Source organism: Alkalihalobacterium elongatum, assembly GCF_019024285.1.
Lineage (GTDB): Bacteria > Bacillota > Bacilli > Bacillales > Bacillaceae_F > Alkalihalobacterium > Alkalihalobacterium elongatum.
The window spans coordinates 1-17,104 of record NZ_WMKZ01000027.1; the positions used below are offsets into that span (position 1 = coordinate 1).

Annotated in this window: 23 protein-coding genes; 2 read left to right on the top strand and 21 right to left on the bottom strand. The window is 37.2% G+C overall.

Annotated features, from left to right (window positions below):
* Positions 1 to 291 precede the first annotated feature (291 nt).
* The gene (locus GKP30_RS18970; protein ID WP_216831049.1) at positions 292 to 519 is read right to left on the bottom strand and encodes a hypothetical protein; all 228 of its coding nucleotides are present in this window, start codon (positions 517 to 519) and stop codon (positions 292 to 294) included.
* A 126-nt stretch (positions 520 to 645) separates the two neighbouring features.
* On the opposite strand from GKP30_RS18970, the gene pdaB reads away from it, so the two are divergent.
* Complete coding sequence (gene pdaB, locus GKP30_RS18975; RefSeq protein ID WP_216831050.1) at positions 646 to 1,404, top strand: polysaccharide deacetylase family sporulation protein PdaB; 759 nt, start codon at positions 646 to 648, stop codon at positions 1,402 to 1,404.
* 76 nt (positions 1,405 to 1,480) lie between these two features.
* Here the strand turns inward: pdaB and GKP30_RS18980 are convergent, their stop codons facing one another.
* Positions 1,481 to 2,074, bottom strand: coding sequence for a KinB-signaling pathway activation protein (locus GKP30_RS18980; protein WP_216831051.1), 594 nt, complete (start codon positions 2,072 to 2,074; stop codon positions 1,481 to 1,483).
* Positions 2,075 to 2,219: 145 nt separating this feature from the next.
* Between GKP30_RS18980 and gerD the strand changes: the two genes are divergently transcribed.
* A complete protein-coding gene (gene gerD / locus GKP30_RS18985) occupies positions 2,220 to 2,837 on the top strand; it encodes a spore germination lipoprotein GerD (protein WP_216831052.1) in 618 nt (205 codons plus the stop codon).
* Positions 2,838 to 2,978: 141 nt separating this feature from the next.
* Here the strand turns inward: gerD and GKP30_RS18990 are convergent, their stop codons facing one another.
* From GKP30_RS18990 to GKP30_RS19080, 19 genes are all read right to left on the bottom strand, one after another.
* Entirely contained in the window at positions 2,979 to 4,025 is a 1,047-nt protein-coding gene (locus tag GKP30_RS18990; RefSeq protein WP_216831053.1) for an Mrp/NBP35 family ATP-binding protein, read from the bottom strand.
* 82 nt (positions 4,026 to 4,107) lie between these two features.
* Positions 4,108 to 4,824, bottom strand: a complete 717-nt coding sequence (gene cwlD, locus GKP30_RS18995) for an N-acetylmuramoyl-L-alanine amidase CwlD (protein ID WP_216831054.1) — start codon at positions 4,822 to 4,824, stop codon at positions 4,108 to 4,110.
* 76 nt (positions 4,825 to 4,900) lie between these two features.
* Entirely contained in the window at positions 4,901 to 5,338 is a 438-nt protein-coding gene (locus GKP30_RS19000; protein ID WP_216831055.1) for a DUF2521 family protein, read from the bottom strand.
* 210 nt (positions 5,339 to 5,548) lie between these two features.
* Positions 5,549 to 6,940, bottom strand: a complete 1,392-nt coding sequence (locus tag GKP30_RS19005) for a PAS domain-containing sensor histidine kinase (protein WP_216831056.1) — start codon at positions 6,938 to 6,940, stop codon at positions 5,549 to 5,551.
* A 196-nt stretch (positions 6,941 to 7,136) separates the two neighbouring features.
* Positions 7,137 to 8,366 carry a S8 family peptidase gene (locus GKP30_RS19010; protein WP_216831057.1) on the bottom strand — a complete coding sequence of 410 codons (1,230 nt, stop codon included), beginning with the start codon at positions 8,364 to 8,366 and terminating at the stop codon, positions 7,137 to 7,139.
* A gap of 334 nt (positions 8,367 to 8,700) precedes the next feature.
* Positions 8,701 to 9,237 carry a LysM peptidoglycan-binding domain-containing protein gene (locus tag GKP30_RS19015; protein ID WP_236035214.1) on the bottom strand — a complete coding sequence of 179 codons (537 nt, stop codon included), beginning with the start codon at positions 9,235 to 9,237 and terminating at the stop codon, positions 8,701 to 8,703.
* 150 nt (positions 9,238 to 9,387) lie between these two features.
* On the bottom strand, positions 9,388 to 9,783 hold the full coding sequence (gene rpsI / locus GKP30_RS19020) for a 30S ribosomal protein S9 (protein WP_216831058.1): 396 nt from the start codon (positions 9,781 to 9,783) through the stop codon (positions 9,388 to 9,390).
* 20 nt (positions 9,784 to 9,803) lie between these two features.
* The gene (gene rplM, locus GKP30_RS19025; RefSeq protein WP_216831059.1) at positions 9,804 to 10,241 is read right to left on the bottom strand and encodes a 50S ribosomal protein L13; all 438 of its coding nucleotides are present in this window, start codon (positions 10,239 to 10,241) and stop codon (positions 9,804 to 9,806) included.
* Between the two features lie 228 nt (positions 10,242 to 10,469).
* A complete protein-coding gene (truA, locus tag GKP30_RS19030; protein WP_216831060.1) occupies positions 10,470 to 11,219 on the bottom strand; it encodes a tRNA pseudouridine(38-40) synthase TruA in 750 nt (249 codons plus the stop codon).
* Positions 11,220 to 11,233: 14 nt separating this feature from the next.
* Positions 11,234 to 12,031, bottom strand: coding sequence for an energy-coupling factor transporter transmembrane component T family protein (locus GKP30_RS19035; RefSeq protein ID WP_216831061.1), 798 nt, complete (start codon positions 12,029 to 12,031; stop codon positions 11,234 to 11,236).
* A 4-nt stretch (positions 12,032 to 12,035) separates the two neighbouring features.
* Positions 12,036 to 12,899 carry an energy-coupling factor ABC transporter ATP-binding protein gene (locus GKP30_RS19040; RefSeq protein WP_216831062.1) on the bottom strand — a complete coding sequence of 288 codons (864 nt, stop codon included), beginning with the start codon at positions 12,897 to 12,899 and terminating at the stop codon, positions 12,036 to 12,038.
* The gene (locus GKP30_RS19045; RefSeq protein ID WP_216831063.1) at positions 12,875 to 13,714 is read right to left on the bottom strand and encodes an energy-coupling factor transporter ATPase; all 840 of its coding nucleotides are present in this window, start codon (positions 13,712 to 13,714) and stop codon (positions 12,875 to 12,877) included. The genes GKP30_RS19040 and GKP30_RS19045 overlap by 25 nt, the downstream gene beginning before the upstream one ends.
* A gap of 243 nt (positions 13,715 to 13,957) precedes the next feature.
* On the bottom strand, positions 13,958 to 14,320 hold the full coding sequence (rplQ, locus tag GKP30_RS19050; protein WP_216831064.1) for a 50S ribosomal protein L17: 363 nt from the start codon (positions 14,318 to 14,320) through the stop codon (positions 13,958 to 13,960).
* A 110-nt stretch (positions 14,321 to 14,430) separates the two neighbouring features.
* Positions 14,431 to 15,375 carry a DNA-directed RNA polymerase subunit alpha gene (locus GKP30_RS19055; protein ID WP_216831065.1) on the bottom strand — a complete coding sequence of 315 codons (945 nt, stop codon included), beginning with the start codon at positions 15,373 to 15,375 and terminating at the stop codon, positions 14,431 to 14,433.
* A gap of 192 nt (positions 15,376 to 15,567) precedes the next feature.
* Entirely contained in the window at positions 15,568 to 15,960 is a 393-nt protein-coding gene (gene rpsK / locus GKP30_RS19060; RefSeq protein WP_216831066.1) for a 30S ribosomal protein S11, read from the bottom strand.
* Between the two features lie 21 nt (positions 15,961 to 15,981).
* Positions 15,982 to 16,347 (bottom strand): 30S ribosomal protein S13, encoded by a 366-nt coding sequence (rpsM, locus tag GKP30_RS19065; protein ID WP_216831067.1) that lies wholly within the window; start codon positions 16,345 to 16,347, stop codon positions 15,982 to 15,984.
* Between the two features lie 22 nt (positions 16,348 to 16,369).
* Positions 16,370 to 16,483 carry a 50S ribosomal protein L36 gene (gene rpmJ, locus GKP30_RS19070; protein WP_003322638.1) on the bottom strand — a complete coding sequence of 38 codons (114 nt, stop codon included), beginning with the start codon at positions 16,481 to 16,483 and terminating at the stop codon, positions 16,370 to 16,372.
* A gap of 89 nt (positions 16,484 to 16,572) precedes the next feature.
* Positions 16,573 to 16,791, bottom strand: a complete 219-nt coding sequence (infA, locus tag GKP30_RS19075) for a translation initiation factor IF-1 (RefSeq protein ID WP_003322635.1) — start codon at positions 16,789 to 16,791, stop codon at positions 16,573 to 16,575.
* A gap of 4 nt (positions 16,792 to 16,795) precedes the next feature.
* Positions 16,796 to 17,101, bottom strand: coding sequence for a KOW domain-containing RNA-binding protein (locus GKP30_RS19080; RefSeq protein ID WP_216831068.1), 306 nt, complete (start codon positions 17,099 to 17,101; stop codon positions 16,796 to 16,798).
* Positions 17,102 to 17,104: the final 3 nt, after the last annotated feature.

Sequence of the window (17,104 nt, forward strand, 5' to 3'; positions counted from 1 at the left end):
TTTCTTAAAACATTGACGAGATATCATGTATCTCTTTATTTCGCTTGGCTTTTTGTTCAGTTTTCAAAGAACTTTTTTGTTCCCGCCTCAATGGCGACTTTTAAATCTTAACACGATACATTTTCAATGTCAACACATTTATTTATGAGTTGAACTCGAATAGTTTGTTGCATCAGTGCGTAAGAAATACTATAGCATGTCCATTTTCTTTCGTCAACATCTTCTTGAAAAATAATTACTACCTCATGTAATACTAACAACGTTACAATTTCCACGAGGTAGTATTATCATCTAATTTAGGTGTTTATACTGAGATGTTCTTATATATTTAGTACATTCTTTCGGTGATGCAACTCTACGATATATTCCAAAAATAATTTGGTACTTCTCTTCCATCGCTTTTTTTACGACGTTATCTATTCTTGGATCTGTTAAATCAAGAAGTAACTCCTCCATCTCTCTCTTTAATAGATACTCTACTTCTTGTACTTCTTTCATGTTCAATAAAAATCCAAGCATTTTCTTCCACCTCTGCCAATAAATTTGAATCTGTTTTAAAATTGTTTTCTAAAATCAGGAATTTTATTCATATCTTGTCCGTAAATGCATACAGTTATTTTAGAGAATTGGACAGGGAGGGGTTTGATGAAGTTCTTTTTTGTGTTGAATGGAAAAAAAATAAAGCAATTATCAATTATAATTGTTGCTGCTTTCTTTACTGCTGGCATTTTATTTGTAGAACGTAATGAAATGATGGTTTTCTCAACCTCTGATGGACCTCAAGCTTTTTACAAAGCAAAAACAGATGAGAAAGTTATGGCTTTATCGTTTAATATAAGTTGGGGTGATCAAAGAGCTTTACCCATCCTTGATATATTAAAAGATAAAAATGTTCAAGCTACCTTTTTTCTTTCGGGAGCATGGGCTGAACGACACCCTGATATCGTAAAACGCATTATTGATGATGGACATGAAGTCGGAAATCATGGGTACCAGTATGAAAGTTACCCTGCATGGGATGACGATAAAATCAAAAAGGACATCCGACGTAGTGGTCAAGTATTAACTGACCTAACAGGAAAGAAACCAGTCTTGCTAAGACCACCTCATGGACAATTTGATAAAAGAGTCCTTAACATTGCTGATAAACTCGATTATTCGATTGCACACTGGAGTGTTAACTCAAACGACTGGGAAAACCCAGGTGTAGATAAAATTGTCGAAACAACTGTTAAAGGGGCAAGTAAAGGAGATGTTATACTGATGCATGCATCTGACTCCGCAAAACAAACACATAAGGCATTACCGGTCATTCTTGACCAGTTAAAAGGGAACGGATACAAATTTACAACGGTCAGTGAATTAATTGCAAGCACAACAACCAAAAGCAAAGAAATCAAGTAATGAAATTCGACAATATGCTTTACCAAGCTAAAAAAAAGAAACAGTTGGACGATTTGTCCGACTGTTTCTCTTTTTACTATTTTGCTTGATTACCTTGTAGTCTGTGTAAAATTAGTAATTGCCAAGTATTAGCTGTAATTAATGGCGCAAAATAAATCCATAACCATTTTGGATCATTAACTGTTAACGCAGGAACCCATTCAATAGTAGTAACAACGACTATAAAGAATAATGCTGGAATAAATGCACCTTCATTCGTATCTTTAGCTTTTATATACGCAATAATAATACCGTAGATTAAAAGAAGTAACGGCATAAGAACATAATTGAATACCGTTTCACCTTCTTGTGCAAAAGCAAGATAACGCAGATATATTAAATCAAAAATAACAAAGGCAATAACGACAACCTGTACTTTGTTCCATAATTTAGCTGATTTAAATAAGCCTAATCCTAATCGATGCACTGTTAAATAAGCGAAGAAACCCATTTGACTGATTATACTAAAAGCAGCACTGATCCCTAACAACCAAAGTAATCCAAAAATGAAATTCATTGCTCCTTCATTCGTATACACGGACCAGTCAAGAGCAACCCCAACTATTGCACCACTAATACTACCAACTAATAGTGATGTAAAAAACAAATAAACAACTTTTCGGCTATTCACGATGAACGCTCCTCCATCTTTCTAATCATGCTCTATTGATTGTACCAATCACTTTGTAAAAAATCTAGATAATGCCTTGAAGATACGCATAAAATTTGTAGAAATATTGCATATTAATGACAAAATGAGCGAAAGGAAGAGATTTATGGGGAGAATATACAAACTCATCCTACTCCAATCAATTTTCATCTTAGTTATTTCTGGTTGCGCAACAGCTGAAGGCGGTGGCAACACGACACAGCCTGATTACGAAAGTACAAAAAAGATGATGGTTGATATGCTACAAACGGATGAAGGCAAGAAAGCAATTGCAGAAGCTGTAACTGATGAAGAAGTTCAACAACACCTTATTATGGAACAAGCTTTTGTAAAAGACACGATCCAAAGAACCTTAACTTCTGAACAAGCTAGAGCTTTCTGGGAAGATACAATGCAAGAACCTGAATTTGCCCAAGCACTAGCGGAAAGTTTAAAGAAGGAAACGGAAGAAATGCTTAAAGCTCTTATGAAGGACCCAGAATATCAAGACATGATGATGGATATCTTAAAAGACCCAGAAATGGAAAGAGCAGCATTAGACTTAATGAAAACAAAAGAATACCGACAACAAGTCATGACCATTATGGCAGAAGCTTTTGAAAGCCCGTTCTTTGTAGCTAAAGTGAACCAAATATTAGGAAAAGTGACCGCAGAACAACTACAAAAAGAAGCTGAGAAACAAGAACAGCAAGAACAAGAAGGTGAAGGCGGCGGCGGATCATAACAGAAAATGACTCTTCTTCATTAGTTAAATCGATTAATCTCACTAATCGCAAGGAGAAAAGCGAAGTCTAAGCCAGCACCTATTAGTTTTTACCAACATAAAAAGGCAGTCCCACAAATATTAAGTGGGACTGCTTTTTCATTATCTTTGTACTTTATCAATAACACGTTTGGCAATTTCGTTATAGATTTTTCCGATCGGATGATTTTCATCATAAATCGACGGTGCAAAATCGTCTTTATTAATCTCTGGTTGACCTAAAGGAATTTGTCCTAACACTTCTGTCTTTAATTCTTCAGCTAGACGTTCTCCTCCACCTGTTCCAAAGACATACTCTTTTTCGCCAGTTACTTTACTTTCAAAATAAGACATGTTTTCTACTACACCGATAATTTCATGGTTTGTTTTAATTGCCATTGCTCCAGCACGTGCCGCAACAAAGGCCGCTGTAGCATGTGGTGTTGTAACGATAATCTCTTTAGAGGTCGGTAGCATTGTATGAACATCTAAAGCAACATCTCCAGTTCCCGGAGGCAAGTCTAAAATAAGGTAATCTAGCTCACCCCATTCTACTTCACTAAAGAAGTTGTTAAGCATTTTACCTAACATCGGTCCTCTCCAGATGACAGGTGCATTATCTTCAACGAAGAAGCCCATCGAAATGACCTTTACACCAAAACGCTCTACTGGGTAAATGCGTTCTGCAATGACTTTAGGTCTCTCCTCTACTCCCATCATATCAGGGACACTGAATCCATAAATATCAGCATCTATAATTCCAACCTTTTTCCCTAGTCGAGCTAGTGTTGTAGCCAAGTTTACAGAAACTGTTGATTTACCTACTCCACCTTTACCACTTGTCACAGCAATAAACGTTGTATTTTTTGAGGTAAGAAGTGAAGGAGCCTGTTTTTGTTGAACTCCACCACGTTGTTGCATTTCCTGTTCAGTAAGATTTTCAAAGCGAAGTCCCACCGACTCTGCACCAGCTGATTTTAATACATTAACCATCTGTTGTTGAAGTTGCATTTGCTCTGCTGTCCCTGTTTTCGCAATGGCAACTTTTAAACTTACATGATTATCCTTGATTTTAATTTCACGAATGGCATCAGCTTCAACAATGGACTTATTTAAAAATGGATCGATCACTGTTTTTAATGCACTTAATACTTTTTCTTCTGTTAACAACGAGTACACCATCCTTTTTATGTAGATATATTTAGTATAGCATAACTCGTCTTAGGAATACGTTGTTTAACGCTTACGGCTACTAGGATGCAGGAACTGGCTCTTCAGAGTAATATCGAAGAATACCTTGGTAAATCGATGCAGCAACTTTTTGTTGATATTTTTCGCTCTCCAGTAACTGAGCTTCTTCTGGATTAGACAAGAAACCAACTTCCACTAGTACACCTGGAGTTATCGCTTGTTTTATTAAATATACATTCCCAATTGGCTTCGCGACTCTATGGGTATTTTCTAGATTACGTCGAATCTCATCTTGAACAAATTTTGCAATATACTCATTTTCTTCTATTGTTCGGTTATAAAAGGTCTGAGCACCTTTCCATTTCGGTGATGGTATAGCGTTAAGGTGGATACTAACGAACATATCTCCATCCGAACCATTAATTAATTCAACTCTTCTTTTTAAATCTTGAACTTTTCGATGTCGTATTTTTTTAACGTCCTTGTCTGCTAAATCCTTATCCTCTTCTCTTGTCATAAGGACAAGAGCCCCAGCTTCCTGTAAATAATCTCTAAGATCGAGTGCTATTTCTAACGTTACATCTTTCTCAAGTAATCCTGCTTTAGACATTGCACCACCATCTGGTCCACCGTGTCCTGGATCAAGTATAATTACTTTTCCTGACAAAGGGAGTTGCCAAGTTGACCATGAGTCATCACTAATAAATTGATACTGTACAATAAAAAGTAATCCAACAACCGCAAGAGCGAAGCCGCCCCCTTTTATCCACTTTTTCATTCCAGTCCCTCCTACGTCCTCTTCCCTTTATTTATATTTGGACAAGGAGGAAAATATGAACAGAAACTTGTCTAGATTAATGCAGGCGCATTCTATAACGCTTCGTTCCTTCTGTAAAACCTTTTTCCCACCATTTTTCAACAAATTCTTCTACAGCTAAATATAACGAATCTAAACCAATATCTCTGTAGGTATACCAACCTTCGAGTATATAAAATAACTGTGTATAAATATCCCTAATCTCATCTTCACAGCGAAACCTCACATCTCGTAATGCTTCGCCATAGAATCCAAATCGACTAAATTCAGCCCCAATCAAAAATGAATCAATAGCTGCATCAATAATGGGGTCAATTAAAAATGGCTCATATTGAAAATGAAACGGAAACAAAGGTTCAAAATGCTGCTGTGCGTCCTTTTTCAAATCATTCAATGATAATTGTCTTAAGACTTTTCGTTCAAACTTCCATCGCTTCTCACGCTGTTTTTCAGAAAATGTCGTAATAACTGTCATTTGAACCTCTCCTCAATACCTTTTTCATTAGTATCAAGATATTCAATAAACCTCATGCGATGGAAATACCGTTGAATTTATCCAATTTAGTGACAAGTCCTGGTTTAAGCAAAATTTTCATCAAGTAGTTTAAAAAAGATCCATGTCTATATGAGCACGGATCTTAACAACCACTATTTTTACGTAAGAATAATTTTTAATGATCTTAGATTAATTCATTACCTTTTCCATTTTCTTCGGTAAATAAACTCTAAAGGTTGTTCCTTCACCTGATGTACTTTCAAAATCAATTTTACCACCATGATCATTAATAATTTTGTATGTAGTTACCATTCCTAACCCTGTACCTTTCTCTTTCGTTGAGTAGAAAGGCAAACCAATATTAGGGGCTAATTCTTTTGAAATACCGCACCCTTGATCAACAATTTCTATTAAGACGGTATCTTGGCTGAAATCAAAGAGGACTACCTTTATTACTCCTCCATCTGACATCGCTTCAATTGCATTTTTTATTAGGTTAATAAAAACTTGCTTCACTTGATTGTTTACACAACTAATAGCATCAACATGATCATATTCAAATACAATGTCAATATTTTTCATAAGCGCTTGTGATTGTAGTAATGTAATCACATCATTTAATGTCTCTTTTATATTTTCTTCCCCTAATTCTACAGCTTGAGGCTTTGCTAACAGCAATAATTCACTCGTAATTAATTCGATACGTTCCATTTCACTTAGTAAAATTTCAATATGGACAGGATTAATTTCTTCTTGTGCTTGTATTAACTGCAAGAAACCTTTCAGCGTTGTTAAAGGATTTCTAATTTCATGTGCTATTGACGCAGATAACTGCCCCACCAATGATAATTTCTCTGCTTTCTCAATACTTTCCTCAGCTGCTTTTTGCAATGTAATATCTTTACAAATACCGTAAATACCTGTTATTTTATCTTCTACTGTTATAGGGATATTTGTCATCTTACAATGAATAACTCTTCCATTTTTATGATTTACCTTACAATTAAAGGTTTGAGGTGTACCCCTAACTGCCTCACCAAAGTAATAAATGGCTTTTTGAATATCTTCTTCTACCACAAAAGAATAAAACGATTGATTCACTAAGTCTTCTTCGCTATAACCCGATAATTTTTCTAAAGCCTTATTCACACTCATGTATCTTCCAGCTAGATCAAATGAGTAAACTGCATCTAAATTATTTGTAAAAAGGGATTGATAATGCTGGTCTCTTTGAATGTTCTTCCTCTTTAAGTCGGTAATGTCTAGAAAATAAACTGATAACCCCTCAGAAGATGGATAAGCTCGAACGTCAAACCATTGTTTCATCGAAGGATAATAAAAATCAAAGTTGACAGATTGTTGACTCTCCATAGCTGATAGGTAATGGGTATACATCGGTAAATCTATTGCATCGGCAAATTCATCCCACACACATTTCCCTAACAGCTTCTCTTTTGAACGATTTAATATTTTCTCTGCTTCACTGTTTAAGTAAATAAAGTTCCAGTTAGAGTCTAATGCATAAAAGCCATCCGTAATTTTATCTAAAATATCGAAAGTATCTAATTGAGTTATATTCATTTCATTTTGGCCTCCACACATTGCTTGAAGCAGTCAGATTTTTTAATACTACATACTTCTCTAACTTTCTTATAAACCCTTTTACTATTTAATTAATCATTTATTTAAACTAATTGACCGTTTAAAAAAAGCACCTAAATTCACTCAGGTGCTCTTATAAGTTTATCTATCCGTAGATATATCATTTAAAAATCTTTCAACTTCTGTACAATGGGCCAACTAATGAAGTATTCAACCATAAAGGAGGGGTGTTTGGTCGTCGCAGTTGACTACTTGCAGTATTTCGAGCAAGCTGGATTGCTCTCCTGGCATCAATTCTTCCAAATTGAATTGTTTCTCCTGAAACGGATTGGGTTGCAGCACGTTGAATGATCGATCTGATTTGCTTATTAGTCAACATTGGATTTGTCGCCTTAATCAATCCTGCTAGACCGCTAATAAAAGGTGCAGCTTGTGACGTTCCCGATGCAACCCTATACCCCGTCATTAAATCTCCTGAATCTCCAGGGAAAGTCGACAAAATGTCTTGACCTGGTGCAGCTACCTCTACCCATGAACCATAGTTGGAGAATGGTGCAAGCTCGTTACTTTGATTCGTGGCAGCTACTGCAAGTACTTGATTATAGGCCGCTGGATAATGTTCGATGTTTGAGGAGTTATTGCCAGCAGCACCAACTAGTAATACTCCGTTGTTATATGCATAATCGACCGCACTTCTTAGCGTCTCGTTGCTTACTGTCCCACCTAAGCTCAAGTTGATGACATGTGCTCCTTGATTTGTAGCGTAAATAATTCCTTGGGCGACATTGCTGAGCGTCCCTCCGCCTGTATCTCCCATGACTTTTATATTCATAATACCAGCCGAATTATAGCTCATCCCCGCAATTCCATTTTTATTGTTCGTTCTTGCTGCAGCAATTCCTGCCACATGAGTCCCATGACCATGAACATCATCTACTGTTGGGGAGCTTGAGAAATTCGCATAATGAATTATCTTCCCCCTCAAGTCTTGATGATTACGGTTGACACCAGTGTCGAGAATGGCAATCTTTGCTGAGATTGGAGAAATACGTGCCAGATCCCACGCACCTTGGGCATTAACGTTCGCTAGACCCCACTGCTTTTCCAATAGCGGGTCGTTCGTTGAAATACTTGAACCCCCTTCTTCCAATGAAGAAAACTCTGTCGTACTAGTAATTGGTTCAACCTGTATTAAGTGGTCCTCCTCCACAAACTGAACAACTTGTGAGGAATTATATTTTGAAAGACACGATGATAACTGGTTTTCAGGAACAGTAACAACATGTATGCCAATTTCTTTGATCTCATTAACAAGCTCTGCTTTTATCTCTTTGTGGATACTTAAACAACTAGACCTTCTCGTACCAGGCTTAAAGCAGACTATTAGCTGCTTCGTTGTAGCCATGAACATCAACTCCTTTTTTGACAAGCTAATAATAATTTATTCAAAAAAGATGATGTACGAAGCGGTAGCTGTACTAGGAAGCTTATAAACATGATGCAGAATTTTTTAAAAAGAGAATAATTCAAAATATTTTCAAACACCAGACATAATTTAAACATAAAAAGACCCTCATGCATAAATGCGTGAGAGCCTGAAACGTAAGTATATGGATCATTGTTCTTTTTAATCCATTGTTCTTTTAATTTCATTAATTTTACGTGATACTAGTGGATAAAAATTATTTTTAGCACTAGTTGTCGTATTTCCACCAAAGAAACCAGTGCCTGGACAAGTTTTAAAAGAATAGCCCCATTAAAACGATCGTAATCGGTCTCCATGTGTGGCGTTGTTGAATTATACTAATTTTTCGAGTAAATATATGGTTAAATAACCAGCTCCTAAATTCCTCTTTTGTCATTAAAACATACTGTCCTTGCATGGTTAATTTTTTCGGAGGAATTTTTATTTTTTGTCCTATATATATTATATCTGATGTAAGTCCATTTGCCGTTTTTATTGCTTGTACTGTTGAATTGTATTCTCTAGAAAGCTTCCAAAGAGTATATCCAGAAACAACTTTATACGCCATCGGAACAAATAATCGCTGGCCAACATATATCAAATCCGACTGTAATCCATTTGATAGTTTTAAATTCTCTATAGAAGTATTGTATCTATTCGCTATGCGCCATAGAGTATCACCAGATTTCACATCATAAAGATTACTGTGATTTTGGGCATCTGCATAATGAGGGGATATACTCATAAAAATAATAATAATCATACTAAATATAAGCTTTTTTATCATTTTTCGATCAAATGAAAACTTCATTTTTATAAGTTATCTCTATTAGATTGCAAAATGAATATTAGATTATTCCAACCTTTTAACAGGTAAATATAGGAAGGCTATCGTACATATTCTGGACATACAAAAAAGACCCCCAAGCAATTTGCTTGAGAGCCTTGAAACGTAGATATATTAACGTTTTGAGAACTGAGGTGCACGACGTGCTGCTTTAAGACCGTATTTTTTACGCTCTTTCATACGAGCATCACGAGTTAAGAAACCAGCGCTTTTTAATGGTGCACGGTATTCTGGATCAACTTCTAAAAGTGCGCGTGAAACACCGTGACGGATTGCTCCCGCTTGTCCAGTATAACCACCACCAGTAACGTTAACAATAACATCGTATTGTCCAACTGCTCCTGTTTCTTGTAATGGTTGTTCAATAATTAATTTTAAAACTTCTTTGTTTCCAAAGTACTCATTAAATTCACGATTATTAATAACGATACGACCGTCGCCTGGCACTAAACGAACACGTGCAACAGAGTGCTTACGGCGACCTGTACCATAATATTGTACTTGTGCCAAAGTAATACCCTCCTTATTAATTAACCACGAAGCTCAAGAACTTCTGGTTTTTGTGCTTGGTGCTTATGTTCGCTACCAGCGTAAACGTGTAACTTCATACCTTGTTTACGACCAAGTGTGTTCTTTGGAAGCATGCCTTTAATAGCAAGCTCTAACATACGCTCTGGCTTGTTTTGAAGCATTTCGCCAGCAGTCGTTTGCTTAAGACCACCTGGGTGATTCGTGTGACGGTAGTAGATTTTGTCCTGTAATTTTTTCCCTGTAAGAACGATTTTAGATGCATTGATGATGATTACGTGATCACCTGTATCTACATTCGGTGTAAAGATTGGTTTATGTTTACCACGAAGGATAGAGGCAACTTCACTTGAAAGACGACCTAATGTTTGGCCTTCTGCATCAACAACATACCATTTACGTTCAACTTCATTTGGCTTTGCCATAAATGTTGTACGCATGATTTTCCCTCCTATTTAAAGCTTTCATAAATTTTAGTTTCATTTTTTATGGTAATGCATTGTCTATAATAACAAGCCTAAACAACCCGGGGCTAGTGGGTTTCATTTAGAAATACCATCTAACATCTTATAATATATATTCACTAATGTCAACAACTTGTTACACGGGGATGAGTTGTTTTGAAAAAAATTTATACCTATCATCTTTATATACAGAAAAAAAGTAAATCATACCTCATCCTGATAATCAACTTTCCATAAGTATAATCCGTGTCCAGGAGCTGTTTTACCAGTAACTGCCCGGTCTTTGGCCAAAATAAGATCATTCATATCTTCTGCGCTGCGTTTACCTACTCCGACTTCTAAAAGGGTTCCAACAATAATCCTGACCATGTTATAGAGAAAGCCGTTGCCAATAATCTTAAAAATGAGCTCATCTTCTTGCTGCATAATTTCTAAATGAAAAATGGTTCGAACTTTATCTACAACAGGTGTGCCTGCGGAACAAAAAGACGTAAAATCATGTGTACCTAAAAGAGCAGCTGCAGCCTTGTTCATTTCAGCTAATTGAAGCTCTTGCGGGTAATGGTACGTATAGTGACGACGAAAAACGTCAGGCATCTTACTCGTTAGCACTCTGTATCGATACTCTTTTCGCACTACATGAAAACGTGCATGAAAGTCTTGTTCTACTTCCACTACTTCTTGCACTACAATATCATTTGGTAGGTTTGCAGACAGTGCTCGTCCCCATTTTTCGGTTGGAATCAAGAGCGGTGTGTCAAAGTGAATAACTTGTCCAACAGCGTGAACAGATGCATCTGTTCGGCCAGACCCATGCACTTGAACGTCTTCATTCTTATGAATTTTTCTTAGGGCCTTTTGTAACTCTCCTTGGACTGTCCTTGCTTTAGGTTGTATTTGAAACCCAGAAAACGCGGTACCATCATACGAGATGATACATTTATATCGTCGCATTGACTCACCTCACCTTAGACTCTTAAAAAGAATAATCCCACCCCAAAGCTAAGAACTACGATGACAATAGCTGTATCCCGGAATGACCAACAGAGCTGACGTAGCTTCGTTCGACCTTCTCCACCACGATAGCCTCTCGCTTCCATCGCTAAGGCTAAATCTTCCGCACGCTTAAACGAACTAATAAATAACGGGATAAGTAGAGGAATAAAAGCTTTCATGCGATCTTTGAGTGGACCACTTGAAAAGTCGACTCCTCGTGCCATTTGTGCTTTTGCAATCTTTTCTGTTTCTTGCAGCAATGTCGGTATAAAGCGAAGTGATATAGACATCATTAACGCTAACTCATGGGCTGGCAATCCAAATCGTTTAAATGGCGATAATATACTTTCTAATCCATCCGTTAAATCCATCGGTTTTGTCGTTAACGTTAAAAGGGAAGTAAAGATAACTAAAACAAGCAGCCTTATTGCTATAAACACACCTTGGGTAATTCCTGATTCATAGATCTTAATCGGCCCCCATTCAAACACAAGCTGCCCTTCTTTGTTTAACAATAAATGAATGATAACAGTGATGAGAACAAGTAATAAGATAGGTTTTAGGCCTTTATATATAAATTTAATCGGTACCCTTGATAAAAGGATTGTTACTAGACAAAAACTAATAATCACTGCATATGATAACCAGCTATTAGCGAAGAAAACCACAATAACAAGTAAAAAAACTGCTAACAGCTTCGCTCGTGGGTCAAGACGGTGTAGAATTGAATTTGCTTGGACATATTGCCCTATTAATATATGTTGGAACATAGCGTCACCTTTTTTCGAGCATAAACTGCTTAATAAATTGTGCAACTTGATCAACAGTAAATAAATCTCGTGGCATCTGTTGGCCAAAAACTTCTTCCATCTTATACATTAGAGTTAGTGTCTCTGGTACATCTAAGCCTATCGTTTGAAGTTGTTTAAGATTTGCAAAAATTTCAACTGGTTTACCTTTGATGGCAATTTCACCTTGATTCATGACAACTATTTGATCAGCAAACAGTGCGGCATCTTCCATATGGTGTGTAACTAAAATCGTTGTTAATTGTTTCTCTTGATGTAAACGATAAAACATATCCATAATCTCACGTTGACCTTTAGGGTCTAGCCCTGCAGTCGGCTCATCAAGTACAAGCACCTTAGGCTCTAGAGCAAGCACACCTGCTATAGCAACTCTCCGCTTTTGACCGCCGCTTAATTCAAAGGGTGACCGCTTTAGAAAGTCTTCAGACAAACCTACAAGAGGCATAAGCATTTTCGCACGTTCTTTTGCTCTCTTTTCAGGAACACCAAAATTTAACGGCCCAAAGATAATATCTTTTTCAACCGTCTCTTCAAACAGTTGATGTTCAGGATATTGAAAAACAAGCCCCACATTTTTTCGAAGAGACTTTAAGTCTTTCGTTTTTTGATTGGCAATAATCTCTTTCTCGCCAATTTGTAGACGACCTTCAGTTGGTTTTAATAAACCATTCAAGTGTTGAATTAACGTCGACTTCCCTGACCCTGTATGGCCGATAACTGCAGTATATGAGCCAGTCGGTACCGTAAACGAAACTTGTTTAAGAACTTCCTTTTCAAAAGGGGTTCCTTGCATATACGTATGTCCTAACTGTTCGACTTTAATTTCCATAGTTCCTCCACTAGACCGTCCATAGACAAAGTAACTGTGTTTAAAGGAATGCCCTTTTCCATCAGCTGTTGCTGTAATTTTACTGCAAAAGGTACATCGAGACTTTGATCTTTCATAAACATTTCATCAGTAAGTATTTCGCTAGGGCTTCCTTCACGAACAATTTCACCTTGATTCATGACAAGTACCCGATCTGCTAGTGATGCTTCATTAAGATCATGAGTAATCGAAATGACAGTCATATTCTCTGTCTCTCTTAAATGCAAGACGGTCTGTAATACTTCTTTTCTTCCTTGTGGATCTAACATCGATGTAGACTCATCTAGGACAATAACTGATGGTTGGATGGCAATAATCCCAGCAATGGCTAACCTTTGCTTCTGTCCACCTGAAAGCCGATGAGGCTCCTCACCTAAAAGATGACCAATTCCAACCTTTATGGCACTCTTTTGTATTCTACCTTCCATCTCGACTTTAGGTACCCCATTATTTTCAAGACCGAAAGCAATATCATCTTTTACTGTCGTTCCTACTAATTGATTTTCTGGATTTTGAAAGACGAGACCAACGTTCTTACGAATTTCCCACATCTTCTCAGTATCCCTTGTGTCTAACCCATTAATGAGTACTGTACCTATTTCGGGAACGAGCAATCCATTTAAAAAACGTGAAAGAGTGGATTTACCAGATCCATTATGACCTATTATGGCTACCCATTCTCCCTTTTTTACGGTTAATGAAATATTCTTTAATACTTTCTCACCTAACGCATCATACTTATAAGAAAGGTCCTTAATTTCAATTGGATCGAACATGAACAATCACCCTATCTTAATAAAAGCTGTAAATATAAAGAAAAACCCGCCAATTGGCGAGTCTAATAGACGAAGACAGTGGCGTAGTTGCACTTTTACTTTGTTCCAAAATTGGTGACCACGTCGATTCTACTTTTTGCTACCAATTTCTACGTTAACGTATAAAAAAGGGCTGTGAGTTAGAGCAAAATGCTCACAACCTGTCACGCCCTTTGTCGTCAAATATATATGATGTATCAGAAATTAAACTAACTCAATAATTGCCATTGGTGCACCATCACCACGGCGAGGACCTACTTTAAGAATACGAGTATATCCACCTTGACGCTCTTCATAACGAGGAGCGATGTCAGCGAAAAGCTTTTGAATCGCATCTTCACCTGTCTCTTCATTAGCTACTTCACGACGTACGAAAGATGCTACTTGACGACGCGCGTGAAGGTCACCACGTTTACCAAGAGTAATCATCTTTTCAATGATTGGGCGAAGTTCTTTAGCTTTTGCTTCTGTTGTTTCAATTCTCTCATTGATGATTAAATCAGTAACTAAATCACGGAATAATGCTTTACGACCAGCACTATCACGACCTAATTTTGCATATGCCATGTCTGTTTTCCCTCCTTTGTAACACTTATATGTTTTGCCTAAACAGGCACGACGATTTATGGTAAAACACAAGAAAAACAGAGAACAGCACTAGCGTTCCCTATTAGAACCTATTCTTCTTTACGAAGACCTAAGCCTAATTCAGCAAGCTTTTCTTGAACCTCTTCTAGAGATTTACGTCCAAGATTACGTACTTTCATCATGTCTTCTTCTGTTTTTTGTGTTAATTCTTGAACAGTATTAATACCAGCACGCTTTAAGCAGTTGTAAGAGCGAACAGAAAGGTCAAGTTCTTCAATCGTCATTTCAAGAACTTTTTCTTTTTGATCTTCTTCTTTTTCAACCATAATTTCAGCATTTTGTGCTTGGTCAGTAAGACCGACAAAAATATTTAAGTGCTCAGTTAGGATCTTCGCACCTAAAGATACTGCTTCTTCAGGACGGATGCTTCCATCTGTCCATACATCTAAGGTGAGTTTGTCATAGTTGGTAATTTGACCCACACGGGTATTTTCCACTTGATAATTCACTCGAGATACAGGTGTGTAGATCGAGTCAATTGGGATAACTCCAATTGGTTGATCTTCAGACTTATTATCTTCTGCAGGAACATAACCACGTCCACGTTTAGCTGTTAAACGCATATGTAGTCTAGCCCCTTTAGATAATGTAGCGATGTGAAGATCAGGGTTTAATACGTCTACATCACTATCATGTGTTAAATCACCTGCTGTAACAACACCTTCACCTTGTGTATCAATTTCTAAAACCTTCTCTTCATCCGAGTAGATTTTAAGAGCAAGTTGTTTCAAGCTAAGGATAATCGTGGTTACATCTTCTACTACACCTTCGATCGTAGAAAATTCATGTAACACGCCGTCAATCTGTACGCTTGTTACAGCAGCTCCTGGTAAAGAGGATAAGAGGATACGACGTAAGGAGTTCCCTAAAGTTGTTCCATATCCACGCTCAAGTGGCTCAACTACGAACTTCCCGTATTTAGCATCTTCGCTAACTTCAATCGTTTCAATATTTGGCTTTTCTATTTCAATCATTCAACAAACCCTCCTTCAAAACGTCGAACTCCGGTTGACCCGTAAGGATTGCCTAACCGGAATTCCCCATTAGGCAGTTCCCATACGCATTACCATAGTTAATAAAAGCAAGAACCGTTTCATAGGGAAAATCTCGTCTTAACCATTATTAACACTTTTAGGAAATCTATACAAGAAATTGGATTTCTTTTATTACACTCTACGACGTTTTGGTGGACGGCAACCATTATGAGGAACAGGCGTAACGTCACGGATCATGCTAACTTCTAAACCTACTGCTTGTAGAGAACGAATAGCTGCTTCACGACCTGCACCAGGACCTTTAACAGTTACTTCGATCGTTTTCATGCCATTTTCCATTGCTGTTTTACCAGCAGCTTCAGCAGCCATTTGTGCAGCAAATGGAGTAGATTTACGTGAACCTTTAAATCCTAGGTTTCCAGCACTAGCCCATGAAATTGCATTTCCATGTACATCAGTAATCGTAACAATCGTATTGTTAAATGTTGATTTAATGTGAGCTACACCACTCTCAACATTTTTACGTTGACGACGTTTAGTACGTTGATTAGTCTTCTTAGCCATGTTTTTAACCTACCTCCTTTACTATTTTTTCTTATTAGCTACTGTACGACGTGGACCTTTACGTGTACGTGCATTGTTTTTCGTATTTTGACCGCGAACTGGTAAACCACGACGGTGACGAATACCACGGTAACAACCAATTTCGATTAGACGCTTGATGTTTAAAGAGATTTCACGACGAAGATCTCCTTCTACTAGATAAGCATCCATCATTTCACGAATTTTACCTAACTCATCTTCTGTTAAATCACGAACTCGAGTATCTTCTGATACACCAGCTTTTTCTAGGATCTCTGAAGAAAGCTTTCTTCCGATTCCGTAGATGTATGTTAAAGACACTACAACTCGTTTATCACGAGGAATGTCAACACCTGCAATACGTGCCATGTATTAAAGCACCTCCTTGTTATTAACCTTGTTTTTGTTTATGCTTAGGGTTTTCACAAATTACCATAACTGTACCTTTTCTACGAATAACTTTACATTTTTCGCAGATTGGCTTAACTGATGGTCTGACCTTCATTATATTTACCTCCTTATATTACGGAGTGCTCGTATCAAGCTCTCATTTGAGCATAGCAAACTATATCTAAACCGACAAATACCTAAGGATTATTTATAACGATATGTGATTCGGCCACGCGTTAAATCATATGGAGATAATTCAACAGTCACTTTATCACCTGGTAAGATGCGGATAAAGTGCATACGAATTTTACCTGATACATGAGCCAATACTTTATGACCATTTTCTAATTCGACACGGAACATTGCATTTGGTAGTGGCTCAATAACGGTACCTTCAACTTCAATTACATCCTCTTTCGCCATGAATTTACTCTCCTTCCTTCAGTAAATGATATTGTTCTAAGAACTTTTGTATCGCAAACCGCAGCTTGGCATTGGTAACACGACCAGTTTCATTAATGCTATTTTTCACTTCATCTGAGACATAATCTATGACTCTTAGGTGTTGGACGTTCTTCTTTTTAGCTTTGTCGTATTTGCGACTATCACCATCAGCAATGTAAACAAAGCGATGATCAATAATGCTAATTACTACACAAAACCGTTCCCGATCACGACCTCTTATTACTTCAACGATCTGTCCAATAACTGGCTGCGAATCAGGATCTTTCATCTT

Bases quoted from the DNA above. Each gene is read 5' to 3' on its own strand.
- GKP30_RS18970 (WP_216831049.1), bottom strand. From the start codon at position 519: ATGCTTGGATTTTTATTGAACATGAAAGAAGTACAAGAAGTAGAGTAT.
- rplM (WP_216831059.1), bottom strand. From the start codon at position 10,241: ATGCGTACAACATTTATGGCAAAGCCAAATGAAGTTGAACGTAAATGG.
- GKP30_RS19000 (WP_216831055.1), bottom strand. From the start codon at position 5,338: ATGACAGTTATTACGACATTTTCTGAAAAACAGCGTGAGAAGCGATGG.
- rplQ (WP_216831064.1), bottom strand. From the start codon at position 14,320: ATGGCATATGCAAAATTAGGTCGTGATAGTGCTGGTCGTAAAGCATTA.
- GKP30_RS19045 (WP_216831063.1), bottom strand. From the start codon at position 13,714: ATGTTCGATCCAATTGAAATTAAGGACCTTTCTTATAAGTATGATGCG.
- pdaB (WP_216831050.1), top strand. From the start codon at position 646: ATGAAGTTCTTTTTTGTGTTGAATGGAAAAAAAATAAAGCAATTATCA.
- infA (WP_003322635.1), bottom strand. From the start codon at position 16,791: ATGGCGAAAGAGGATGTAATTGAAGTTGAAGGTACCGTTATTGAGCCA.
- truA (WP_216831060.1), bottom strand. From the start codon at position 11,219: ATGCGACGATATAAATGTATCATCTCGTATGATGGTACCGCGTTTTCT.
- GKP30_RS19080 (WP_216831068.1), bottom strand. From the start codon at position 17,101: ATGAAAGATCCTGATTCGCAGCCAGTTATTGGACAGATCGTTGAAGTA.
- GKP30_RS19005 (WP_216831056.1), bottom strand. From the start codon at position 6,940: ATGAATATAACTCAATTAGATACTTTCGATATTTTAGATAAAATTACG.
- GKP30_RS19015 (WP_236035214.1), bottom strand. From the start codon at position 9,237: ATGAAGTTTTCATTTGATCGAAAAATGATAAAAAAGCTTATATTTAGT.
- GKP30_RS19010 (WP_216831057.1), bottom strand. From the start codon at position 8,366: ATGGCTACAACGAAGCAGCTAATAGTCTGCTTTAAGCCTGGTACGAGA.
- GKP30_RS19040 (WP_216831062.1), bottom strand. From the start codon at position 12,899: ATGGAAATTAAAGTCGAACAGTTAGGACATACGTATATGCAAGGAACC.
- rpsK (WP_216831066.1), bottom strand. From the start codon at position 15,960: ATGGCTAAGAAGACTAATCAACGTACTAAACGTCGTCAACGTAAAAAT.
- GKP30_RS19035 (WP_216831061.1), bottom strand. From the start codon at position 12,031: ATGTTCCAACATATATTAATAGGGCAATATGTCCAAGCAAATTCAATT.
- rpsM (WP_216831067.1), bottom strand. From the start codon at position 16,347: ATGGCACGTATTGCAGGTGTTGACATTCCTCGTGATAAACGAGTTGTA.
- GKP30_RS19055 (WP_216831065.1), bottom strand. From the start codon at position 15,375: ATGATTGAAATAGAAAAGCCAAATATTGAAACGATTGAAGTTAGCGAA.
- cwlD (WP_216831054.1), bottom strand. From the start codon at position 4,824: ATGAAAAAGTGGATAAAAGGGGGCGGCTTCGCTCTTGCGGTTGTTGGA.
- rpmJ (WP_003322638.1), bottom strand. From the start codon at position 16,483: ATGAAGGTCAGACCATCAGTTAAGCCAATCTGCGAAAAATGTAAAGTT.
- gerD (WP_216831052.1), top strand. From the start codon at position 2,220: ATGGGGAGAATATACAAACTCATCCTACTCCAATCAATTTTCATCTTA.